16 protein-coding genes and 1 pseudogene are annotated in these 16,023 nt (G+C 40.0%); 11 read left to right on the top strand and 6 right to left on the bottom strand.

What is annotated here, in order from left to right; translation table 11 throughout:
* Nucleotides 1–291 precede the first annotated feature (291 nt).
* Nucleotides 292–1,167, bottom strand: coding sequence for a methionyl aminopeptidase (locus tag UFO1_RS16840; protein WP_038672714.1), 876 nt, complete (start codon nt 1,165–1,167; stop codon nt 292–294).
* A gap of 42 nt (nt 1,168–1,209) precedes the next feature.
* Nucleotides 1,210–1,557, bottom strand: coding sequence for a helix-turn-helix transcriptional regulator (locus UFO1_RS16835; RefSeq protein ID WP_038672713.1), 348 nt, complete (start codon nt 1,555–1,557; stop codon nt 1,210–1,212).
* A 696-nt stretch (nt 1,558–2,253) separates the two neighbouring features.
* On the opposite strand from UFO1_RS16835, the gene UFO1_RS16825 reads away from it, so the two are divergent.
* From UFO1_RS16825 to UFO1_RS16805, 6 genes are all read left to right on the top strand, one after another.
* Nucleotides 2,254–3,231, top strand: a complete 978-nt coding sequence (locus UFO1_RS16825) for an endonuclease/exonuclease/phosphatase family protein (RefSeq protein WP_038672709.1) — start codon at nt 2,254–2,256, stop codon at nt 3,229–3,231.
* A gap of 419 nt (nt 3,232–3,650) precedes the next feature.
* The gene (locus UFO1_RS16820; RefSeq protein ID WP_236639231.1) at nt 3,651–4,169 is read left to right on the top strand and encodes a hypothetical protein; all 519 of its coding nucleotides are present in this window, start codon (nt 3,651–3,653) and stop codon (nt 4,167–4,169) included.
* 98 nt (nt 4,170–4,267) lie between these two features.
* Nucleotides 4,268–4,618, top strand: coding sequence for a cupin domain-containing protein (locus UFO1_RS16815; protein WP_038672707.1), 351 nt, complete (start codon nt 4,268–4,270; stop codon nt 4,616–4,618).
* A gap of 366 nt (nt 4,619–4,984) precedes the next feature.
* Nucleotides 4,985–5,878 (top strand): DMT family transporter, encoded by an 894-nt coding sequence (locus UFO1_RS16810; RefSeq protein ID WP_038672705.1) that lies wholly within the window; start codon nt 4,985–4,987, stop codon nt 5,876–5,878.
* Between the two features lie 144 nt (nt 5,879–6,022).
* Nucleotides 6,023–6,148, top strand: coding sequence for a hypothetical protein (locus UFO1_RS26050; RefSeq protein WP_256380523.1), 126 nt, complete (start codon nt 6,023–6,025; stop codon nt 6,146–6,148).
* A gap of 85 nt (nt 6,149–6,233) precedes the next feature.
* The gene (locus UFO1_RS16805) at nt 6,234–7,460 is read left to right on the top strand and encodes an SLC13 family permease (protein WP_084159856.1); all 1,227 of its coding nucleotides are present in this window, start codon (nt 6,234–6,236) and stop codon (nt 7,458–7,460) included.
* Between the two features lie 327 nt (nt 7,461–7,787).
* Here UFO1_RS16805 and UFO1_RS16800 read toward each other — a convergent pair whose 3' ends face one another.
* The 3 genes from UFO1_RS16800 to pta all read right to left on the bottom strand — a co-directional run bounded on the left by UFO1_RS16800 (nt 7,788) and on the right by pta (nt 10,676).
* Nucleotides 7,788–8,648: an EamA family transporter gene (locus UFO1_RS16800; RefSeq protein WP_038672701.1), complete on the bottom strand. Its 861-nt coding sequence runs from the start codon at nt 8,646–8,648 to the stop codon at nt 7,788–7,790.
* A gap of 42 nt (nt 8,649–8,690) precedes the next feature.
* A complete protein-coding gene (locus UFO1_RS16795; protein ID WP_038672698.1) occupies nt 8,691–9,638 on the bottom strand; it encodes a D-isomer specific 2-hydroxyacid dehydrogenase family protein in 948 nt (315 codons plus the stop codon).
* 63 nt (nt 9,639–9,701) lie between these two features.
* Nucleotides 9,702–10,676 carry a phosphate acetyltransferase gene (gene pta, locus UFO1_RS16790; RefSeq protein ID WP_038672697.1) on the bottom strand — a complete coding sequence of 325 codons (975 nt, stop codon included), beginning with the start codon at nt 10,674–10,676 and terminating at the stop codon, nt 9,702–9,704.
* A gap of 185 nt (nt 10,677–10,861) precedes the next feature.
* Here pta and UFO1_RS16785 point away from each other — a divergent pair, with 185 nt between their 5' ends.
* Nucleotides 10,862–11,746: a LysR family transcriptional regulator gene (locus tag UFO1_RS16785; protein WP_038672695.1), complete on the top strand. Its 885-nt coding sequence runs from the start codon at nt 10,862–10,864 to the stop codon at nt 11,744–11,746.
* Nucleotides 11,747–12,181: 435 nt separating this feature from the next.
* Nucleotides 12,182–12,373: pseudogene (locus tag UFO1_RS16780) on the top strand (transposase); the annotation flags it as partial.
* Nucleotides 12,374–12,648: 275 nt separating this feature from the next.
* Here the strand turns inward: UFO1_RS16780 and UFO1_RS16775 are convergent.
* Nucleotides 12,649–13,176 carry a hypothetical protein gene (locus tag UFO1_RS16775; protein WP_038672678.1) on the bottom strand — a complete coding sequence of 176 codons (528 nt, stop codon included), beginning with the start codon at nt 13,174–13,176 and terminating at the stop codon, nt 12,649–12,651.
* 803 nt (nt 13,177–13,979) lie between these two features.
* On the opposite strand from UFO1_RS16775, the gene UFO1_RS16770 reads away from it, so the two are divergent.
* The 3 genes from UFO1_RS16770 (at nt 13,980) to UFO1_RS16765 (ending at nt 15,921) form a co-directional block, all read left to right on the top strand.
* A complete protein-coding gene (locus UFO1_RS16770) occupies nt 13,980–14,528 on the top strand; it encodes a hypothetical protein (RefSeq protein ID WP_051788977.1) in 549 nt (182 codons plus the stop codon).
* Between the two features lie 751 nt (nt 14,529–15,279).
* Nucleotides 15,280–15,396, top strand: coding sequence for a hypothetical protein (locus UFO1_RS26240; protein WP_158442860.1), 117 nt, complete (start codon nt 15,280–15,282; stop codon nt 15,394–15,396).
* 246 nt (nt 15,397–15,642) lie between these two features.
* Nucleotides 15,643–15,921 (top strand): hypothetical protein, encoded by a 279-nt coding sequence (locus tag UFO1_RS16765; RefSeq protein WP_144390894.1) that lies wholly within the window; start codon nt 15,643–15,645, stop codon nt 15,919–15,921.
* Nucleotides 15,922–16,023: the final 102 nt, after the last annotated feature.

The raw sequence follows: 16,023 nt of genomic DNA, 5'->3' as shown, positions 1-16,023 counted from the left end.
TTTTGTTAAAACCGCAGTAATGTCAAGGGGACAGGTACATTGGCACTAAAATAATAAGATGGTAAGACATTGGAACTAAACCGTGAAATGGTAAGTAAGGTGCAAGTGTCAAAGGACCTGTTCCCTTGACAGATGGAATTTGTGGATAACATAAATTGTTTTTGGCGGAGATTTAACAAAATGCCTATGCATGAATAGGCTGACTTTATCAGATTAATGCAACCCCTAGCTATAAGGAGAGCGGGGAGAGTTGGCACAATGCCGCCGCTCCCCGTAATTTCTAACTGTTCATTAATATGTCAATACCTCATAACCCGTTTCGGTTACGAACACTGTTTTTTCCCATTGTGCAGAAGGCTTCCCATCAGCAGTGCGAACAGTCCAATTATCGCATTTATCTGTTACTATTTTGGATTTTCCCATATTTATCATAGGCTCTACAGTAAAAACAAGTCCTGGAACTAAGAGCATTCCCGTCCCTTGGTTTGACACATAACTGACCCAGGGATCTTCGTGAAATTGCAGACCAATACCGTGGCCACCGATTTCTCGAACAACAGAATATCCATTTTTCCTTGCATGGTCATGAACAGCTTGCCCAACATCTCCAAGAAATCCCCACGGCTTTACTTGTTCAATGCCCAGCTCCATACACTCTTTCGCAACATCAACCAGTTTTTGTTTCTCAGTGGAAACAGCACCGACGCAAAACATGCGTGAAGAATCTGAAAAAAAGCCGTTGTAAATTGTAGACACATCAATATTTGCAATATCGCCGTTTCGCAGGAATACACGATCAGAGGGGATACCATGACATGCAACATCATTGATTGAGATACACACACTTTTAGGGTATCCGTTGTAATTAAGCGTTGCCGGAGTGCCTCCGAGTTCTTTTGTTTTTTCAAAGATGAGTCGGTCAAGTTCTTCCGTGGTTACTCCCTCAACTACGTAATCCTCGATGAAATCCAGTAAGGCAATATTTCGTTTGCTGCTTTCCCGAATACCTTCAATCTGTTGTTTTGTTTTAAGCAATTTTCGATGAGGTACTTCATATCCCTTTAAGCGGTAGTTTTCAATTCGTTCCTTAATAGGGGCATGACATTTCTTATATTTTCGACCGCTGCCACACCAGCAGAGATCATTTCTTCCAAACTGGTCAGACATTTTATCTCCTCGCATTTACAAATTCGGAGGGAGCAATATGCCCTATTGACTAATTGAGCCAAGAGAAATACCGCAAGCTTTCCGATATTGCCTTGGCGAACATTGAAACGCTTGTGAAAAGGCTCTTGCAAACGCTTCAGATGACGAGTACCCATATCGAAAAGCAATATCGGTTATTCTGTCATTGGTTATGCAAAGATCATAAGCGGCAGCTTTTAATTTACATTGGGCAAGAAATTGTTTATATGTCATACCCATGTGCTCTCGAAACTTTGTAGAGCAGTAATACGGTGAATAACCAACATATGATGACATATCTTGCAGGCTTGGGTTTTCCGTTATGTTATTTTCTACCCACTTTGCCATTGCTTCTATTGTTTGTACAGACATTTGCTTCACTCCTTTCTCCAGTATATCAGTCGCTACAGTAAATTACTTGATTTGAGTTGCACATATGAGATAAGGTGCTTGCCGATAGCCTCCGTAATTTGACTGCAGCAGGAGTTTACGAATGCCTTTAATTACTGCACAGATTATAAATAATCAGAATTGACTATCTGTAAAAATTATTCAATTGTATTATAATAAAATTTGATTAATAAATCTACTCTGGCAAACCGTTTTATATACCAAACACATCGGGCCAACTTGGCCCGATGTTATTTTATGCGGAGGGTGTCGCAGGGACGGGATTGTCGACAAATTCAACCAAGGTTGGTGTCAATAACCCCGTCGCCATGACATACCTATTTTGAAATCTATACCTTTTGCTAGGCGTAATGACTCCAAAAACGTTTTGCTATAAAAATGGATATTGGAGTAGAGCAAGATAAATCTATAATTCTAAAAGATCAATACTTATCTATAGAATCCATGTCGGCTGGGGTAAGTAAAAGAATGTTTAAAGTTAATAAGACACAACCACCGTCTCCGCCACCGGGTGCGCCTGACCGTGACGGCGTCCCGGAGGAAGCTGGCGGGGCGGCGGGTGGCATGAGCACCAAGGAGGATTAACAACGATGTCACAATTCATTTTCATACTTCATAGAATATTAGTAGATTGACATAATAGGAGCTGACAGATAGATAAGACATAAAGATGACTTTTGTCGTTCGTTTCTCACGTGGAATCTGTATGATGGTGCGGATTTTACGCCGATAGTAACCGCTACGCCAGCTCAACTCCCCGAAAGAGTAACCGAAGTGTTTCGGCAATTTCTTGCGACCAATTTTCCTGTCCGAGTGAAGAAAATTGCTTGTGAAATCGCTGCGAAGAAACCTGATTTTATTGGACTGCAAGAAGCGGAGTTGTGGCAACTGGTAATCCCGAATTTTCGAATAGTTACCTATGACTTTGTACAGTTATTGCTGACTGAGCTGGAAGAAATAGGTTTAGAGTACATGATCGCTGTCGAAAACCGGAACTTTTCGGCGGAGCTTCCAGACAGCAACGGAAATTTGGTTCGGTTCTTGGACCGGGACGCAATATTGGTCCGCAAGAGATATGAGCATAAGATTGTCGATAAGCAAGAAGCCAATTACAAAGCCAATCTGACGGTCCAGATCGCGGGACAGCCATTTGTAATACTTCGAGGATGGTCCTCCGTTGACGTTGAGTTGGACGAAAATATTTTCAGGATGATAAACACTCATCTGGAACCCAACGCTCCCAACATTCAGGTTGAACAAGCGGAGGAACTATTGGCGGGACCTGCCAATACAGAGCTGCCCGTTATTATTACGGGTGATTTAAACTCAAACGCCGACGGTAGCGGAACACCAACATACGGGATATTTATCAATGCAGGTTTTCATGATGTATGGAAAGAGGTCGGAATAGGACCGGGATTTACCTGTTGTCAGGCTCCTGATCTGTTAAATGCAATGTCAGGTTTAAACAGCAGAATAGACTTTATTTTGTTTAAAAATGGTTGGGAGCCGATAGAGGCAGATTTGGTAGGAGATAAGCAGGATAGTCGGACTAGTACAGGACTGTGGCCTTCCGATCACGCTGGTGTATCAGCAAGTTTAGTTTTGAATTGTGACTGTTGTCAGGACTTTTAAAAAGAAGAAGTCAACAGTCTTAATTGGTAATAATTTTAAGTGTATAGCAAAGGTTGAAAGAAGCGGTCAGTAAGTTGAGAAATATCATGTCAAACCCAATATTTGAATAAATATCCCACGAAAAATAGGGTGGATTTGCAAGGTCACGGATCGCCGTGCCAAACCCCTGTTCAGTGTAGTATATTCTTAAAATATTTACCGTTTGACCTGATATGCAGAATCGTATCAGGTCAAACGGCGGAAAACTCCTGCCAACTTCTGTATGAATTTGGCAGGAGTTTTGTATGTTTATGGGAAATAAGTAATAATAAAAATTTGTAAAGGTGAGCCAAAGAACCGTCACTTGACTCACGCACCTGTTGATGAAGATAGGTATAGAGACCTTAGAACAAGTAATGCGCCGGCTATGTGGAAGCTATGTGTACTGGTATAATACTAAATATCAGAGAGTAGGTAATCTGTTTCAAGACCGATTTAAAAGTGAACCAGTAGAAGACGATCAATATTTTCAAATAGTGCAAAGATATATTCATCAGAATCCAGTCAAAGCGGGACTTGTAAAATGCGTTGAAGAATATAAATGGAGCAGTTTTCAAGAATATATAAACCAAGCAGATTTAATAGATGTAGATTTTCTACTTGAAATGATGAGCGACGAAACAGAAAAGGCAATACAAAAGTTTATCAAATATACCAATGATATGAGTGAGCATGAATGCTTAGATATTGATGATCAAGCCAAGCAGCGCACTAGAGACGAAGAAGCAAGAGTTATAATCAAGAAGGTATGTAACTTAAAAAATGCGATAGATTTACAGCAACTTGATTGTCAAACAAGAAATACGTACTTAAGAATGCTTAAGCAGAAACATAACTTATCAATTCGGCAAATCGAAAGACTCACCGGCATTAATAGAGGTGTTGTTTTAAAAGCATAAAAAGGGTGTCAACAACCCTGTCCCCTTGACACCGCTCCTGTGATTAACGGAGAGATCCGTAGATAAATTTTCATAGAAAGAGATAGGAGGTAGTAGCAATGAAAGATTTCCCAGAGTTTATGAAAAATGAGAAAAATCATATTAGTAGTAATCAACAAAATACAAAGGATATTGACGGGTATTTTTTTGAAGGTGAAGATGGTAGTCAAATGGCTTTCTGGACATGCTATTCTGATAAAATCTCTAAAGAACATAAACATGAATTTGATGAGTATATGGTTTGTGTTTGTGGACAATATACTGTTACTATGAACGGACAAGAATTTGTTCTAAATGCAGGTGATGAACTCTTTATTCCGAAAGGAACAGTACAAGGGGGAAAGTGTATTGCGGGAACGAGAACAATTCATGCTTTTGGAGGGAAACGAATTCATAAAGACAAAGGATGAAAGATGCTTTAAACTTTAATGAACATTTATCTAATATGGGATACTGTTTTTCGAAGAGAAGCTTTTAATTATATGGGAAACAAAATTTGCTTAGTAAAACCGTTCCTTTGATTTTTTGTTGACAAAAAGGAACGTCCCCTCTGTCACTGCCATGCAATGAAAATAGAGGAATAGACAATAGTTAGAGCTGATCAAAAAACAATATATACGATAAACTCCTGAAAAGCAGCCTAGCCTTGCTGGAGTTTTGGATTTTAATGGTAAATAGGATAGAAATATGGGATATCGTCTTTAATGAGTCGAAGAACCGTCCCCTGACTCGCTATTATTCTGTACAGGAAATTTATAGAAAATGGTTGGGTGAATATGAACGTTGAACCGGTTAGGAAAGCCCCTTGGATAATATTATTCTTGGGAATAGTATGTATATCAGTATCTGCAATTTTCGTAAAAGAAGCTCATATCAATGGAATCTCTTCAGCTTTTTATAGAATATTTTTTGCCATACTATTTATACTGCCTTTTTATATTAGATCAAAGAATAAGAATATGAGTTATAAAGGAATTTGTATTTGTTTATTAGGCGGAATGTTTTTTGCTTTTGAACTGGTCTTTTGGAACATAGCAGTTATAATTTCTAATGCTACATTTCCTACATTGATTGTAAATCTTTCCTCTATATGGGTAAGTATAGGGGCTATGATCTTATTCAAGGAAAAACTAAATCATTTCCACTGGATCGGCAATGGTATAGCTATGTTTGGAATAGCCGTGTTAATTGGAATTAGTAATATTGTTGAAATGAAAGTCGACAGAGGTTTTATATTTTCCATTATTGCAAGTATATTTTTAGCTTTATATGTTTTATCAGTGAAACAAGTACGACTTAAAAATAGTACTCTGCAGGTTGTATTTTTTACTTTTTTAGGTTCTGTCGTAACATTATTCATTTGCTGTATTATTACAGAAAGTGAATTGTATGGATTTTCGTCTATATCCTGGGTTTACCTATTATGTCTAGGTTTAATTACCCAAGTTGGAGGATACTTTTTAATTAATTTTTCTCTTGGCTATATCGACTCGTCAAAAGTTTCGATATTCACACTGGTTCAACCAATACTTACAGCAATATTTGCCGTGATAATTTTAAATGAATCATTTGCCATGCACCATATAATTGGGGGATTTCTTGTATTAATAGGACTCTTTATAGCAATTGCTATTAAAAGATGCCCATTTGCGCCAAAGAGTATCTTGTAAGATGACAGAAAGGAACGTCCCTTCTGTCATCTTCTTTATGGTAGACTTGGGGACAGTGTGTGGTTCGTTTCTATGATATAATATTGGGAGTGTGTTAAATATTACGTGTGTATCTAGTTGCTATAATTTATTCGAGGGGCTTATATGCAAAAAGTAGCAGCGTCTAAAGTAGACAGTTATGATTACAATTATAAAGATGTAGAAAAATGCGCAACCGAAGCGCAAAATAATAATTATTTTAGAGGCTACTTGGCAGAACAATGTAAGTAAGAATATACAATGTTACCTTTGTCAGGTAATTGATTTGGCAAGAAAATGTGGGATAAGAACTTATATAGTACAAAGCGAGGTAGTTATGGAACATTCCTTACATATGATATTGGCGGGGCTAATTCTAGGAGTTGTATTAGTGGTTTTTACATTGGGAAAAAGCCCATTTTTTAGAGTGGATCGTGCGGGAGCTGCTATCATTGGAGCGGTAGCGATGGTAGGAACGGGTGTTTTATCATCCGATAAAGCCACTGCAGCGGTAGATTATAAGACAATCATCATTTTATTTTCAATGATGATTCTAGTAGCGAATTTGAAATTAGCTGGATTTTTTGAGTTTGTGGGAAACAATCTGCTACGGATGGTATCCAGTAAGAACAGCTTGTTGTTTGCTATTATTTTGGTAAGTGGAGTTCTCTCTGCTTTTGTGATTAATGATATTGTCTGCCTGTTGTTTACGCCCATTGTACTACTTCTTTGCCAGAAAATTGATTGCAATCCAGTACCACATCTCTTGGGGGTTGCCATGGCCTCCAATATAGGCAGTGCTGCGACTTTACTAGGGAATCCACAAAATATACTGGTGGGCAGTTTGTCAGGGATGTCATTTTTGTCTTATTTTATGACTGCAGCTCCTGTAGCAATCTTAGGGCTGTTTTGTACTTTTATCGTGATTTCATTTTATTATCGTAAGGATCTTCATGGTGGTTGGGAAAAGAGTCAGCAAATTCCCGAAAATGCCCATATGTATTTGATTATCAAAAGTTTATTGATATTGGCAGTTATCTTAATTATGTATTTATCTGGTTATGATTTGGCATTGGTAGCCAGCTTGGGTGCGGCAGTATCCTTAATGACTCGACGAGTAGAACCGAATAAAGTGTATGCAAGTGTGGATTTCAACCTGCTGGTTATCTTTATTGGCCTTTTTATTATTGTTGCTGGAGTCGAAGAAAGTGGATTAGTTTCTTATATTTTTGACCAATTCTCTTTTTCAAAAGTGAACGACTTAGAGGTTTTTGCTATAATAACCGTTGGTTTGTCTAATTTGGTAAGCAATGTCCCTGCAGTGTTGTTAATTCGTTTTCTTATTCCAGATACCGAGATAGAAATATGGTGGAAGGCTTTAGCTTTATTTTCAACTCTTGCCGGAAATCTGACAATTGCTGGATCTATTGCTAACTTGATTGTAGTAGAGATTGCCAAACGAAATCATGTCTATGTTACTGCACGGGATTATTTTCGCATAGGTTTTCCTCTTACGCTGCTTGTTACCTTTATCGGATATTTATGGTTACCTTTATTTAGATGATTTTAGTGATGAGTCAGGTGACGGTTCGTCGACTCATAAATATCAACGGAAAAGGGTGGACTTGCAAGGTCACGCCTCGCCGTGTCGAACTCCTGTCTATGCGATAGAATAGAAGAATGACCAACAATCAATATATAACGACAAACTCCTGCAAAGCAGCTTAGCCTTGCAGGAATTTTGTATTTTAATGGTAAATAGGATAGAAATATGGAATACCGTTTTTCGAGAGACGTTTATGATCATATATTTATGACATGAGACAAAAAGAAGGGAGTGACTCAAAAGAACCGTCCCCTTGAGTTTTCTGAAGTTGTTATTATTGCATAGCTATCCGATGGACAACGCTCCCAATCCAATGACCATCGCGCTTGCGCCGATGACACGAATCTTTATATTTCCTTCTGATAGCAGTCGGGCTCCCATTGCAGTGCCGATTAGAATGCTGATTTCTCTCGCTGGTGCGATATAACTTACAGGATTGAATACCATAGCCGTTAAAACCAAAATGTACGCCAATGGGCATAAAACAGCCACACTAATAGCTTCGATTTTGTGACTGGTCCATTGGTCTTTTACTTTGTCCCAATTTTTAAACGCATATGGAGTTAAGAGAAATACTCGTCCTAAGTTTGCCGACCAATCAAGAAGTAAAGGCGGTATCAGGAAAGTGCTGACAGCCAATTTGTCTGAGAGCGTATATCCAGCAATCATCGTGCCGCAGAGAATCGCAAATATCATTGGTTTACGGGCGGTAGGTTCCGCCAACTTAAAGGGATTCCCTGTGATTATAACAATCCCTAAGCCAATCAATACTGTTCCGACAAGCGCTACTGCGGAAGGATGTTCGCCTAAAACGACAATGGCTGCAATCGTCGAAAGCATAGGACCCGTACCGCGCGCCAGAGGATAGATGACCGAAAGATCACCAATCCGATAGCCTTTGTCCAACAGGATATAATATAAAGAGTGCAATATGGCGCTGCCTAGCATAAACCCTAATTGATGCCAGCCAATCAGCGGCTTTTGGACGACGATGATCCATAACGCTAACGGGAAATAAAGCAATGTAGAAAGCGTGGCGAATAGCCAAATAAAGGCTGTACCACCGCATGCTTTTTTGGCTAAATAATTCCAGGTAGCATGACCGAAGGCGGCAATCAAGATAAGAACAATAGCCGATTCTGTCATATAATCCCTCCAAAGCTAATCGTCATTTGACTTGTAGCAAAACTATAATAACTGATTGAGCTTGCTCTCAGGCTCTTCGCCATTCGCTACACGTTTTATATTATTCACAAAGAAATCATATCTTTTTTTATGGAATTTGCGACCGTCCGGCATGCCTGCTGTATGGGGAGTAAGGATCACATTATCCAGATCCCGGAGCTCACTGTCAATTGGCAGCGGTTCAGATTCAAATACATCCAGGCATGCGCCTAATATGTCCCTATTTTTTAAGGCATCGATCAAATCGCTTTGATTGACAATCCCGCCGCGGGCTGTATTGATAAAAAGGGTGGTCTTCTTCATTTTCTTGAATACCGCTTTGTTGATCAGCTGTTTGGTTTGCTGATTCAGCGGTAAATGTATACTTACGATGTCCGAGGTGCTTACAAGAGTATCAAAATCCGTTATTTTCACAAAACCGTCAGATTGTACGACGGCATTCCTGGCATAAGCCAGCACATTCATATCAAAAACCCTGCAAAAAGCAGCTACTTTTTTACCGATGGCGCCTAGGCCAATAATCCCAATCGTTTTGCCCGTTAATTCACTCCCTGTATAGTCCAATTGATTTTCATCAAGCTTGTTTTTCATGAAAGCATCAAGAAACGGTATGTTTTTATAATAAGACAATATCAGTGCCATTACGTGCTCGGCCACTGCCTGTGCATTGACGCCTGCCGCATTGGCCACCCAAATGCCGCGTTGCGTACAAGCATCGATATCTACATTATCAAATCCTGCACCCGTCTGGACCAATTTTAATTTTTGGGCGGTAGCAAGCAGTCTGCGGTCCACTTTAATATGTTCAGGTATGATTACCTGGCAATCTTCCATATGATGCAGCATTTCTTTTCCGGGCGGGACAATTACAATGTCCCACTCTTCTGGAAAATGCCTTGTAATATTTGATTTTGCGGTCTCGTTAAAATAGCCAACGATGAGAATTTTCATTGTTAAACCACCTTTCGTGCTTTATACTATGCTTCGAAGAAAACCTGGTTGATGTTTGCCCTTTTATCTTTTTAAAGAAGCAGTAATAATTGCCATATGATAAACTTCATCGGCATTACAACCTCTTGAAAGGTCATTGATCGGTGCATTTAGCCCCTGGAGGATCGGACCATATGCCTCAAAGTTTCCCAAACGCTGAGCTATCTTATAACCAATATTACCGGCATTAATATCTGGGAATATGAATGTGTTTGCGTCCCCGGCGACTGGAGAGTGTGACGCTTTTATTTTTGCAACATCTTTGGAAAATGCGGCATCAAACTGTAGTTCACCGTCAATTGGAAAATCAAGATTCATACTCTTTAATTTTGTGGCTGTATTTCGCATTTTATCAACTGATTCTCCTGTGCCTGAGCCTAACGTACTATAAGATAATAATGCAACTTTTGGATCAATGGAAAAGACTTTTGCTGTTCTTGCCGTTTCAATAGCAATCTCGACAAGTTCATCCTCACTGGGATTCAAGTTGATAGCACAATCAGCCATCGCGTATTTTTCCTCAACATTCTCTATTTTGCGATAGAGAATAAAGCTGCTTGAAACAATTCTATTTCCAGGTGATGTTTTAATAAGTTGAAGTGCCGGACGAACGGTATCGGCAGTAGAATAAGTTGCGCCACCTAAAAGGCCGTCTGCATATCCCATTTTTACAAGCATCGTACCGAAATAATTCGTTTTCAGCAAAGACTCGCGGCAGGTGGCCTCATCCATTTTTCCTTTTCTAAGTTCAACCATCAGCTGAGCCATGGATTCGATAGCTGGATATGTTCTAGGATCTATAATTTCAATTTCATTTGTAAGAAAACCATACTTTTGCGATACCCTATGTATTTCTTCTGGATTACCTAGCAGTATCGGTTCAAGGATCTTCTCTTTTTTTAAACGGCTTGCCGCCTCCAGAATTCTTGGATCGGAGCCTTCGGTAAATACTAACTTTTGCTGTTTGGTTTTTAAGTTTTCGATCATACTTTCAAACATGTTATGTACCTCCATATTTTACGTATTGGATTTTATTTAGACAATCCGATCAGATGATCCATCCAGTGAAAAAACGTTTGACCATCATCTCTAATAATGATAATTTTAAACATAAAGAATAATGTTGTAAAACTCAAATATTTTGTTAACTATATTAAATATTTCTATATATCGAGAGGTGTTCTATGTATTTTCCTGGGATTGAGGCGTTTTTAGCTATCGTACGGACCGAGAGTATAAGTAAGGCGGCCGAATCGTTGCACTTGTCACAAGCTACTGTAAGCTATCGGTTAAAGACCTTAGAGCAGGAAATGGGTGGCCTTTTGGTTGAGAGAAGAAAAGGGGCATCCAAAATCCGTCTGACACCAAAAGGGGAGAACTTTTTTAGCATTGCAGAAAGATGGGATGCTCTCTGGAGGGAAACACAAATCTTACAAGCCAGCGGTTCGCAGCTGAGTCTGGCAATTAGTGCTGCCGAAAGTATAAGTCAATTTGTTTTGCCTCCTGTATATGGCATGCTAAATCAGCATACCCCGCCGATCCGACTGCAAATTCGTACTCAACATACTCAGGAAGCATTTGATAGTATAGAAAGGCGCGAGATGGATGTGGCGTTTGTGGTGCGAGAGATAGTGTCGCCTAGTGTCACGGTTAAACCGTTTTTTGCTGAAGAAATGGTGCTGTTGCGTCTGGCTGTGCCGGGGCGGCAAGCTGGAGATACTGTTGAAATGGGAGAATTGGCGGCAGAGCACGAAGTCTTCATAAATTGGAACAGAGAGTTTCAATTCAGGCATGACCAGTGGTGGGATCCTCTTTGCCCTTCCCGTGTTCATCTGGACACGGCGGGACTCATCGCTACTTTTTTGAAGGACGCAAGACAATGGACTATAGTTCCCGCCTCTATTGGCGCGCATATGATGCGGATTGGAGATTTTGTTCTTCAGAAATTATCGGCATCGGTGCCTCCAAGGATATGCTATAAGGTAACTCACAAGTTTCCCAACCAGGCTTTACACGATACCCTTCGTATTCTTGATAACTATCTGCAAGATATATTTGGAATACAATGATCTGACCAGTCGAGATAATAGCTGCAATTGATTCTGGGCCTGCAAACTCATAAAGGACAAGGGGACGGAGGTAGTGTCTGGCGAAAAGGGGAATTGTTGAAAGAATCTTTAAGACAGAACCACCGTCCCCGCGTCTTGTCCTAAAAATAAGGACGCTAAATCACTATATCAAGGCTATTTTGCATCTGTTGTTATGTTGTTAGACTCACTTAAATTATTTGAAGTAGTTGAAAGTACTAATAATAAATCAAAAATTTCTTTTTATTCAAATGAATTGAGAGACGCTATAATGGAAGATTATAAAGAGGATAAAGAATTATACGATGAAATATTTGATAGATTACCTTCGTTAAAATAACTTTTAGTTCATGCTATACGAGAGTGTCTCAAGTTTTGTGTAAATGGTAATTATATCCATAAAGGAGATGGCCATTTATGCAAAGCATACAAATGCAACTTGCAAAGAAATTGGCAAAAGAGTGCCGAACAGTTGAGGACATCCACAATAAGTTAAAAGATTTTTTTAAAGATTCCATGCAACAAATTCTCGAAGCAGAAATGTCAGATCAGCTAGGCGATGACAAGCACAGTCCACATGGTAATAACACTGGTAATAGCCGCAATGGTTAGGGGGGGGGCGCAGGGACGGGGTTGTCGACAATTCACCCAAGGTTGGTGTCAATAACCCCGTCCCCATGAAATTATAAATAGGATAGAAATATGGGATACCGTTAAAAGAAAATTTTATGATCGTAAATTTATGACATGAGACAAAAAGAGGGGAGTGACTCAAAAGAACCGTCCCCGCGATTTTAATATTCATTGTTGGCAGTAGACTTGTAAATGGGCAAAAAGAAAACCGGCACGATGACCGGGGTTAGAAATATTGTTTAATCTATTCATTAATCTTCTTTGTTTTCTTGATTTTTTGTTAGTGGCTTTGCTGCTGCTGGTTGTAAGCTCATAGAGGTGTTAGTTTTTTCAGAATGGGAAAATACGCCTTCCTGCCACATTTGAAAACCGTAAATTGAGAAAGCCATGATCATCGTAAAAATAAATCCCAATAATCTAGAAGGGAAATCCATAATTCCTCTACTAGCAACCCATGGCAAAATAATGAAAACAAACAGCGCATTATTTAAGGTTTCGACTAATAAAAACAGCCAAAAACGTCCATATGTATATTTTAAAATCCACATCGGCACTGTTGGGTAAAGCCCGTAGTAGAAGGCAGGTAAAATAGCTAGTGGATAGATCGTTTCCCGGAAGTACCACCACCCATTTGCAACTCCTAATTCGCTTGCGATAAAAGTCATGAATATAGCTAATAATCCAGCAGGCATAAAACGTCTAATATCTTCTCTTGGCATAAAGAATAGTGTTAACCAAGGTATAATTAACGTACCCCATAATATTGTCTGATTGCTCATTGCAAGCCCTCCTGTATGTTTGACTATAGTTAGTTTGTGCTTGCGTTGCTTGGCTAATACGCTAACATTGGCAAACGTTTTGCCAGAGCAGGAAATGGGCAAATGGAAGCAGTGGGACGGTTCCGCTGCTTCTTTTATTTTTAAGAAGGTATAATTCAATTTTGGAAGCAAGAGAACCGTCCCCGATGCTTCTAAAAAATAGATAAAATATGGTTAAAGAACTAAGTGAGTCATAGAACCGTCCCCTGACTCATATGGGTAGCTTCTCTCAAATTTGACATAGCAATAAAATAAAGACAATTTAAAGCTAGTGTTTTTATTTGGGACAAGGAACCTGTCCCGTGTCCCTTTCGAAAGAAGTTGCAAGACAGAACCATCGTCCCCGCGTCTACCAAAGGTGCAAGTGTCAAAGGACCTGTCCCCTTGACATTGTAAAACCGTTCCTTTGATTTTTTGTTGACAAAAAGGAACGTCCCCTCTGTCACTTATTGTTTTAAAAGCATGAAAAGGGTGTCGACAACCCCGTCCCCCTGACACGTCCCCCTGACATACTCACTAACTGGAGAAATGGCAAGATAACAGCAGTAAAGGCAATGGAACTTTCAGGACTAAAGAAAGTGACCTTCTATGCACGTGTTAAAGAGATTGAAGGTAGGGCATAATACTTAATATCTAATGTATAAAATAGATATGCTATTCCTGCTATGCACCAGCACCTCAGCTTGCGCCGCCAATATTGATATGCTGTATAGCGCGGTCGTTCCACGAACATACTAAGACTACTACAATTACGGGGGCGGCAAATGATGGAGGACAGGTTGTATCGAGGCTTTGTGGCTGGAGTTGTTGGTGGGGTTGTGTCAAGTGCATTAAGCCATCTTTCATACTTTTTGGGAATCACTACGCTACGGTTATCAGATTGGGCTGCAATCCTTATCTTTGGGCATGTGCCTCCGTTCAGCTTAGGAGAACACATATTTGCTGTCTTCATTCACATTGGCTTTTGCGGTGCTGTTGGCTCCGTGTTCGCTTATTTCCTTGTATGGGTCACTAGCCGTAAGATTCTTTTCAAGGGTTGGATGCTGGGAACCACGCCTTACTTTGTAATCTATTTACTAACTGCACTATTTCAAACCCCAGGAACGGTGCCAGCTCCATTTAACACGGCGCTTTCGAATTACATTACGTCATCGATATTCGGTGTCGTCATGGGATATAGCTTCAAAGTTCTGGACCAAGCAATCATGCAGCATCGTAGCCCCCTAGAACTCTTAGCTCATCCCGCTGCAAAACTCACCGACGAAGATAAGAGTCAGTACCGTCCCGACAATGACGAAAGAGATGGCGCGTAGTCAGCGCAACCGCACTTAAAAAAGTGCGGTTTTCTTTGTTTGGCTAAACTTACTACCTGATTAGTTGCATAGAGGAACGAACAAAAGAGGGGCAAAGAAAAGGACAAGGGGACGGAGGTAGTGTCTGCTAATAAGGGGAATTGTTGAAAGAAATTGCAGGACAGAACCACCGTCCCCGCGTCTCATCTGGGATTTCATGTCGTAAATCGTTCTGAATTTGATGGGGCAGGGAAACCTTATCCTATCTTGCACATGGAATTAAAATGTTAATAGGCTAAATTTTAAATGGTAAATATGTACGTATAAGCTTAAACGTTCTATAACAAATCAAACTCCTGTAAGTATCTTAGTCTTGCAGGAGTTTTGTATTTTAATGGTAAATAGGATAGAAATATGGGATGTCGTTTTCAAAGAAAAGTTTATGATCATATACTTATGACATGAGACAAAAGAGGGGAGTGACTCAAAAGAACCGTCCCCTTGAGTTTCCGTAAGTAGTTACTACGATGCTCTTGAGTAGATAACATAAAAAGGCAAGGGGAAGTAGTGGCAGTTGTCAATAAGGGAATTATTGAAAGAAGTTGCAAGACAGGACCACCGTCCCTTTGTCCCAAATCAAAAAGAGGGGAGTGACTCAAAAGAACCGTCTCCGTGATTTCCAACTTGTCTTTAAGAGGGATTGCGGAGACAGTGGAACTAAAGCGTGAAATGGTAAGAAAGGTGCAAGTGTCAAAGGACCTGTCCCCTTGACATCTGTTTTGTGTATGATCCAGAAGGGAGAATTGGAAATCCGGCGGGCATTGAAAATGATTTAAATCAATTAAGTACAAATGAAATTAATGTGATGGTGATGATTAGGCCACGATAACTGATAATTTATAAAATGGAAATAGACTACTAATGAAATTATTTGTGAAATTCGAATTATGGGTAGCTTCTCTTTCACAAACACTAAACCCTGAAATAATTTTACATTATAATTATTATTTACCAGTAAGTCTCTGTTTAGGTCTCTTGTTAATCTGCAGTTTCCCCGTGTCCCTTTCGAAAGAAGTTGCAAGACAGAACCATCGTCCCCGCGTCTAAAGGTGCGAGTGTCAAAGGACCTGTCCCCTTGACACTCTGGATGGGTGCATTGGTGGGGGCTGGAGCTGGGTTTTACGGCATGGATAGTCGGGACCAGCGGCTTTTTTCAGTTTTTTGGCAACGCTATGATTGCGGTATTTATGGGCGGGATGGCCTATGTAGGGAATCGGCTGCTAACCAAGAGTTGCAGATACTGTCATTCGATCACCAGCAGTCTGATGCATACGTATTGCCACAATTGCGGACAGAAGTTGCGGAAGATCTTATGATGAGGAGGAAACGTGCATGCGAATTCCGGACACGTTAGCCGAAATGACAGGGGAAATGTGTCGTTGCTATTCGTGGTTTGGAGTTGTTTTCAATCATATAGTGGGACAGAGAACCTGTCTCCTTGTCCCTCACATAGAGA

This window comes from Pelosinus sp. UFO1, assembly GCF_000725345.1.
Taxonomy (GTDB): Bacteria; Bacillota; Negativicutes; order DSM-13327; family DSM-13327; genus Pelosinus.
Note: the sequence above shows the minus strand (reverse complement) of the source record. Positions and strands in the feature narration are given on the sequence as shown.

Excerpts from the sequence above, each read along its gene's own strand:
- UFO1_RS16805 (WP_084159856.1), top strand. The coding sequence starts at position 6,234 with ATGGAACATTCCTTACATATGATATTGGCGGGGCTAATTCTAGGAGTT.
- UFO1_RS16800 (WP_038672701.1), bottom strand. The coding sequence starts at position 8,648 with ATGACAGAATCGGCTATTGTTCTTATCTTGATTGCCGCCTTCGGTCAT.
- UFO1_RS16810 (WP_038672705.1), top strand. The coding sequence starts at position 4,985 with ATGAACGTTGAACCGGTTAGGAAAGCCCCTTGGATAATATTATTCTTG.
- UFO1_RS16770 (WP_051788977.1), top strand. The coding sequence starts at position 13,980 with ATGATGGAGGACAGGTTGTATCGAGGCTTTGTGGCTGGAGTTGTTGGT.
- UFO1_RS16840 (WP_038672714.1), bottom strand. The coding sequence starts at position 1,167 with ATGTCTGACCAGTTTGGAAGAAATGATCTCTGCTGGTGTGGCAGCGGT.
- UFO1_RS16835 (WP_038672713.1), bottom strand. The coding sequence starts at position 1,557 with ATGTCTGTACAAACAATAGAAGCAATGGCAAAGTGGGTAGAAAATAAC.
- UFO1_RS26050 (WP_256380523.1), top strand. The coding sequence starts at position 6,023 with ATGCAAAAAGTAGCAGCGTCTAAAGTAGACAGTTATGATTACAATTAT.
- UFO1_RS16775 (WP_038672678.1), bottom strand. The coding sequence starts at position 13,176 with ATGAGCAATCAGACAATATTATGGGGTACGTTAATTATACCTTGGTTA.
- pta (WP_038672697.1), bottom strand. The coding sequence starts at position 10,676 with ATGTTTGAAAGTATGATCGAAAACTTAAAAACCAAACAGCAAAAGTTA.
- UFO1_RS16795 (WP_038672698.1), bottom strand. The coding sequence starts at position 9,638 with ATGAAAATTCTCATCGTTGGCTATTTTAACGAGACCGCAAAATCAAAT.
- UFO1_RS16815 (WP_038672707.1), top strand. The coding sequence starts at position 4,268 with ATGAAAGATTTCCCAGAGTTTATGAAAAATGAGAAAAATCATATTAGT.
- UFO1_RS16785 (WP_038672695.1), top strand. The coding sequence starts at position 10,862 with ATGTATTTTCCTGGGATTGAGGCGTTTTTAGCTATCGTACGGACCGAG.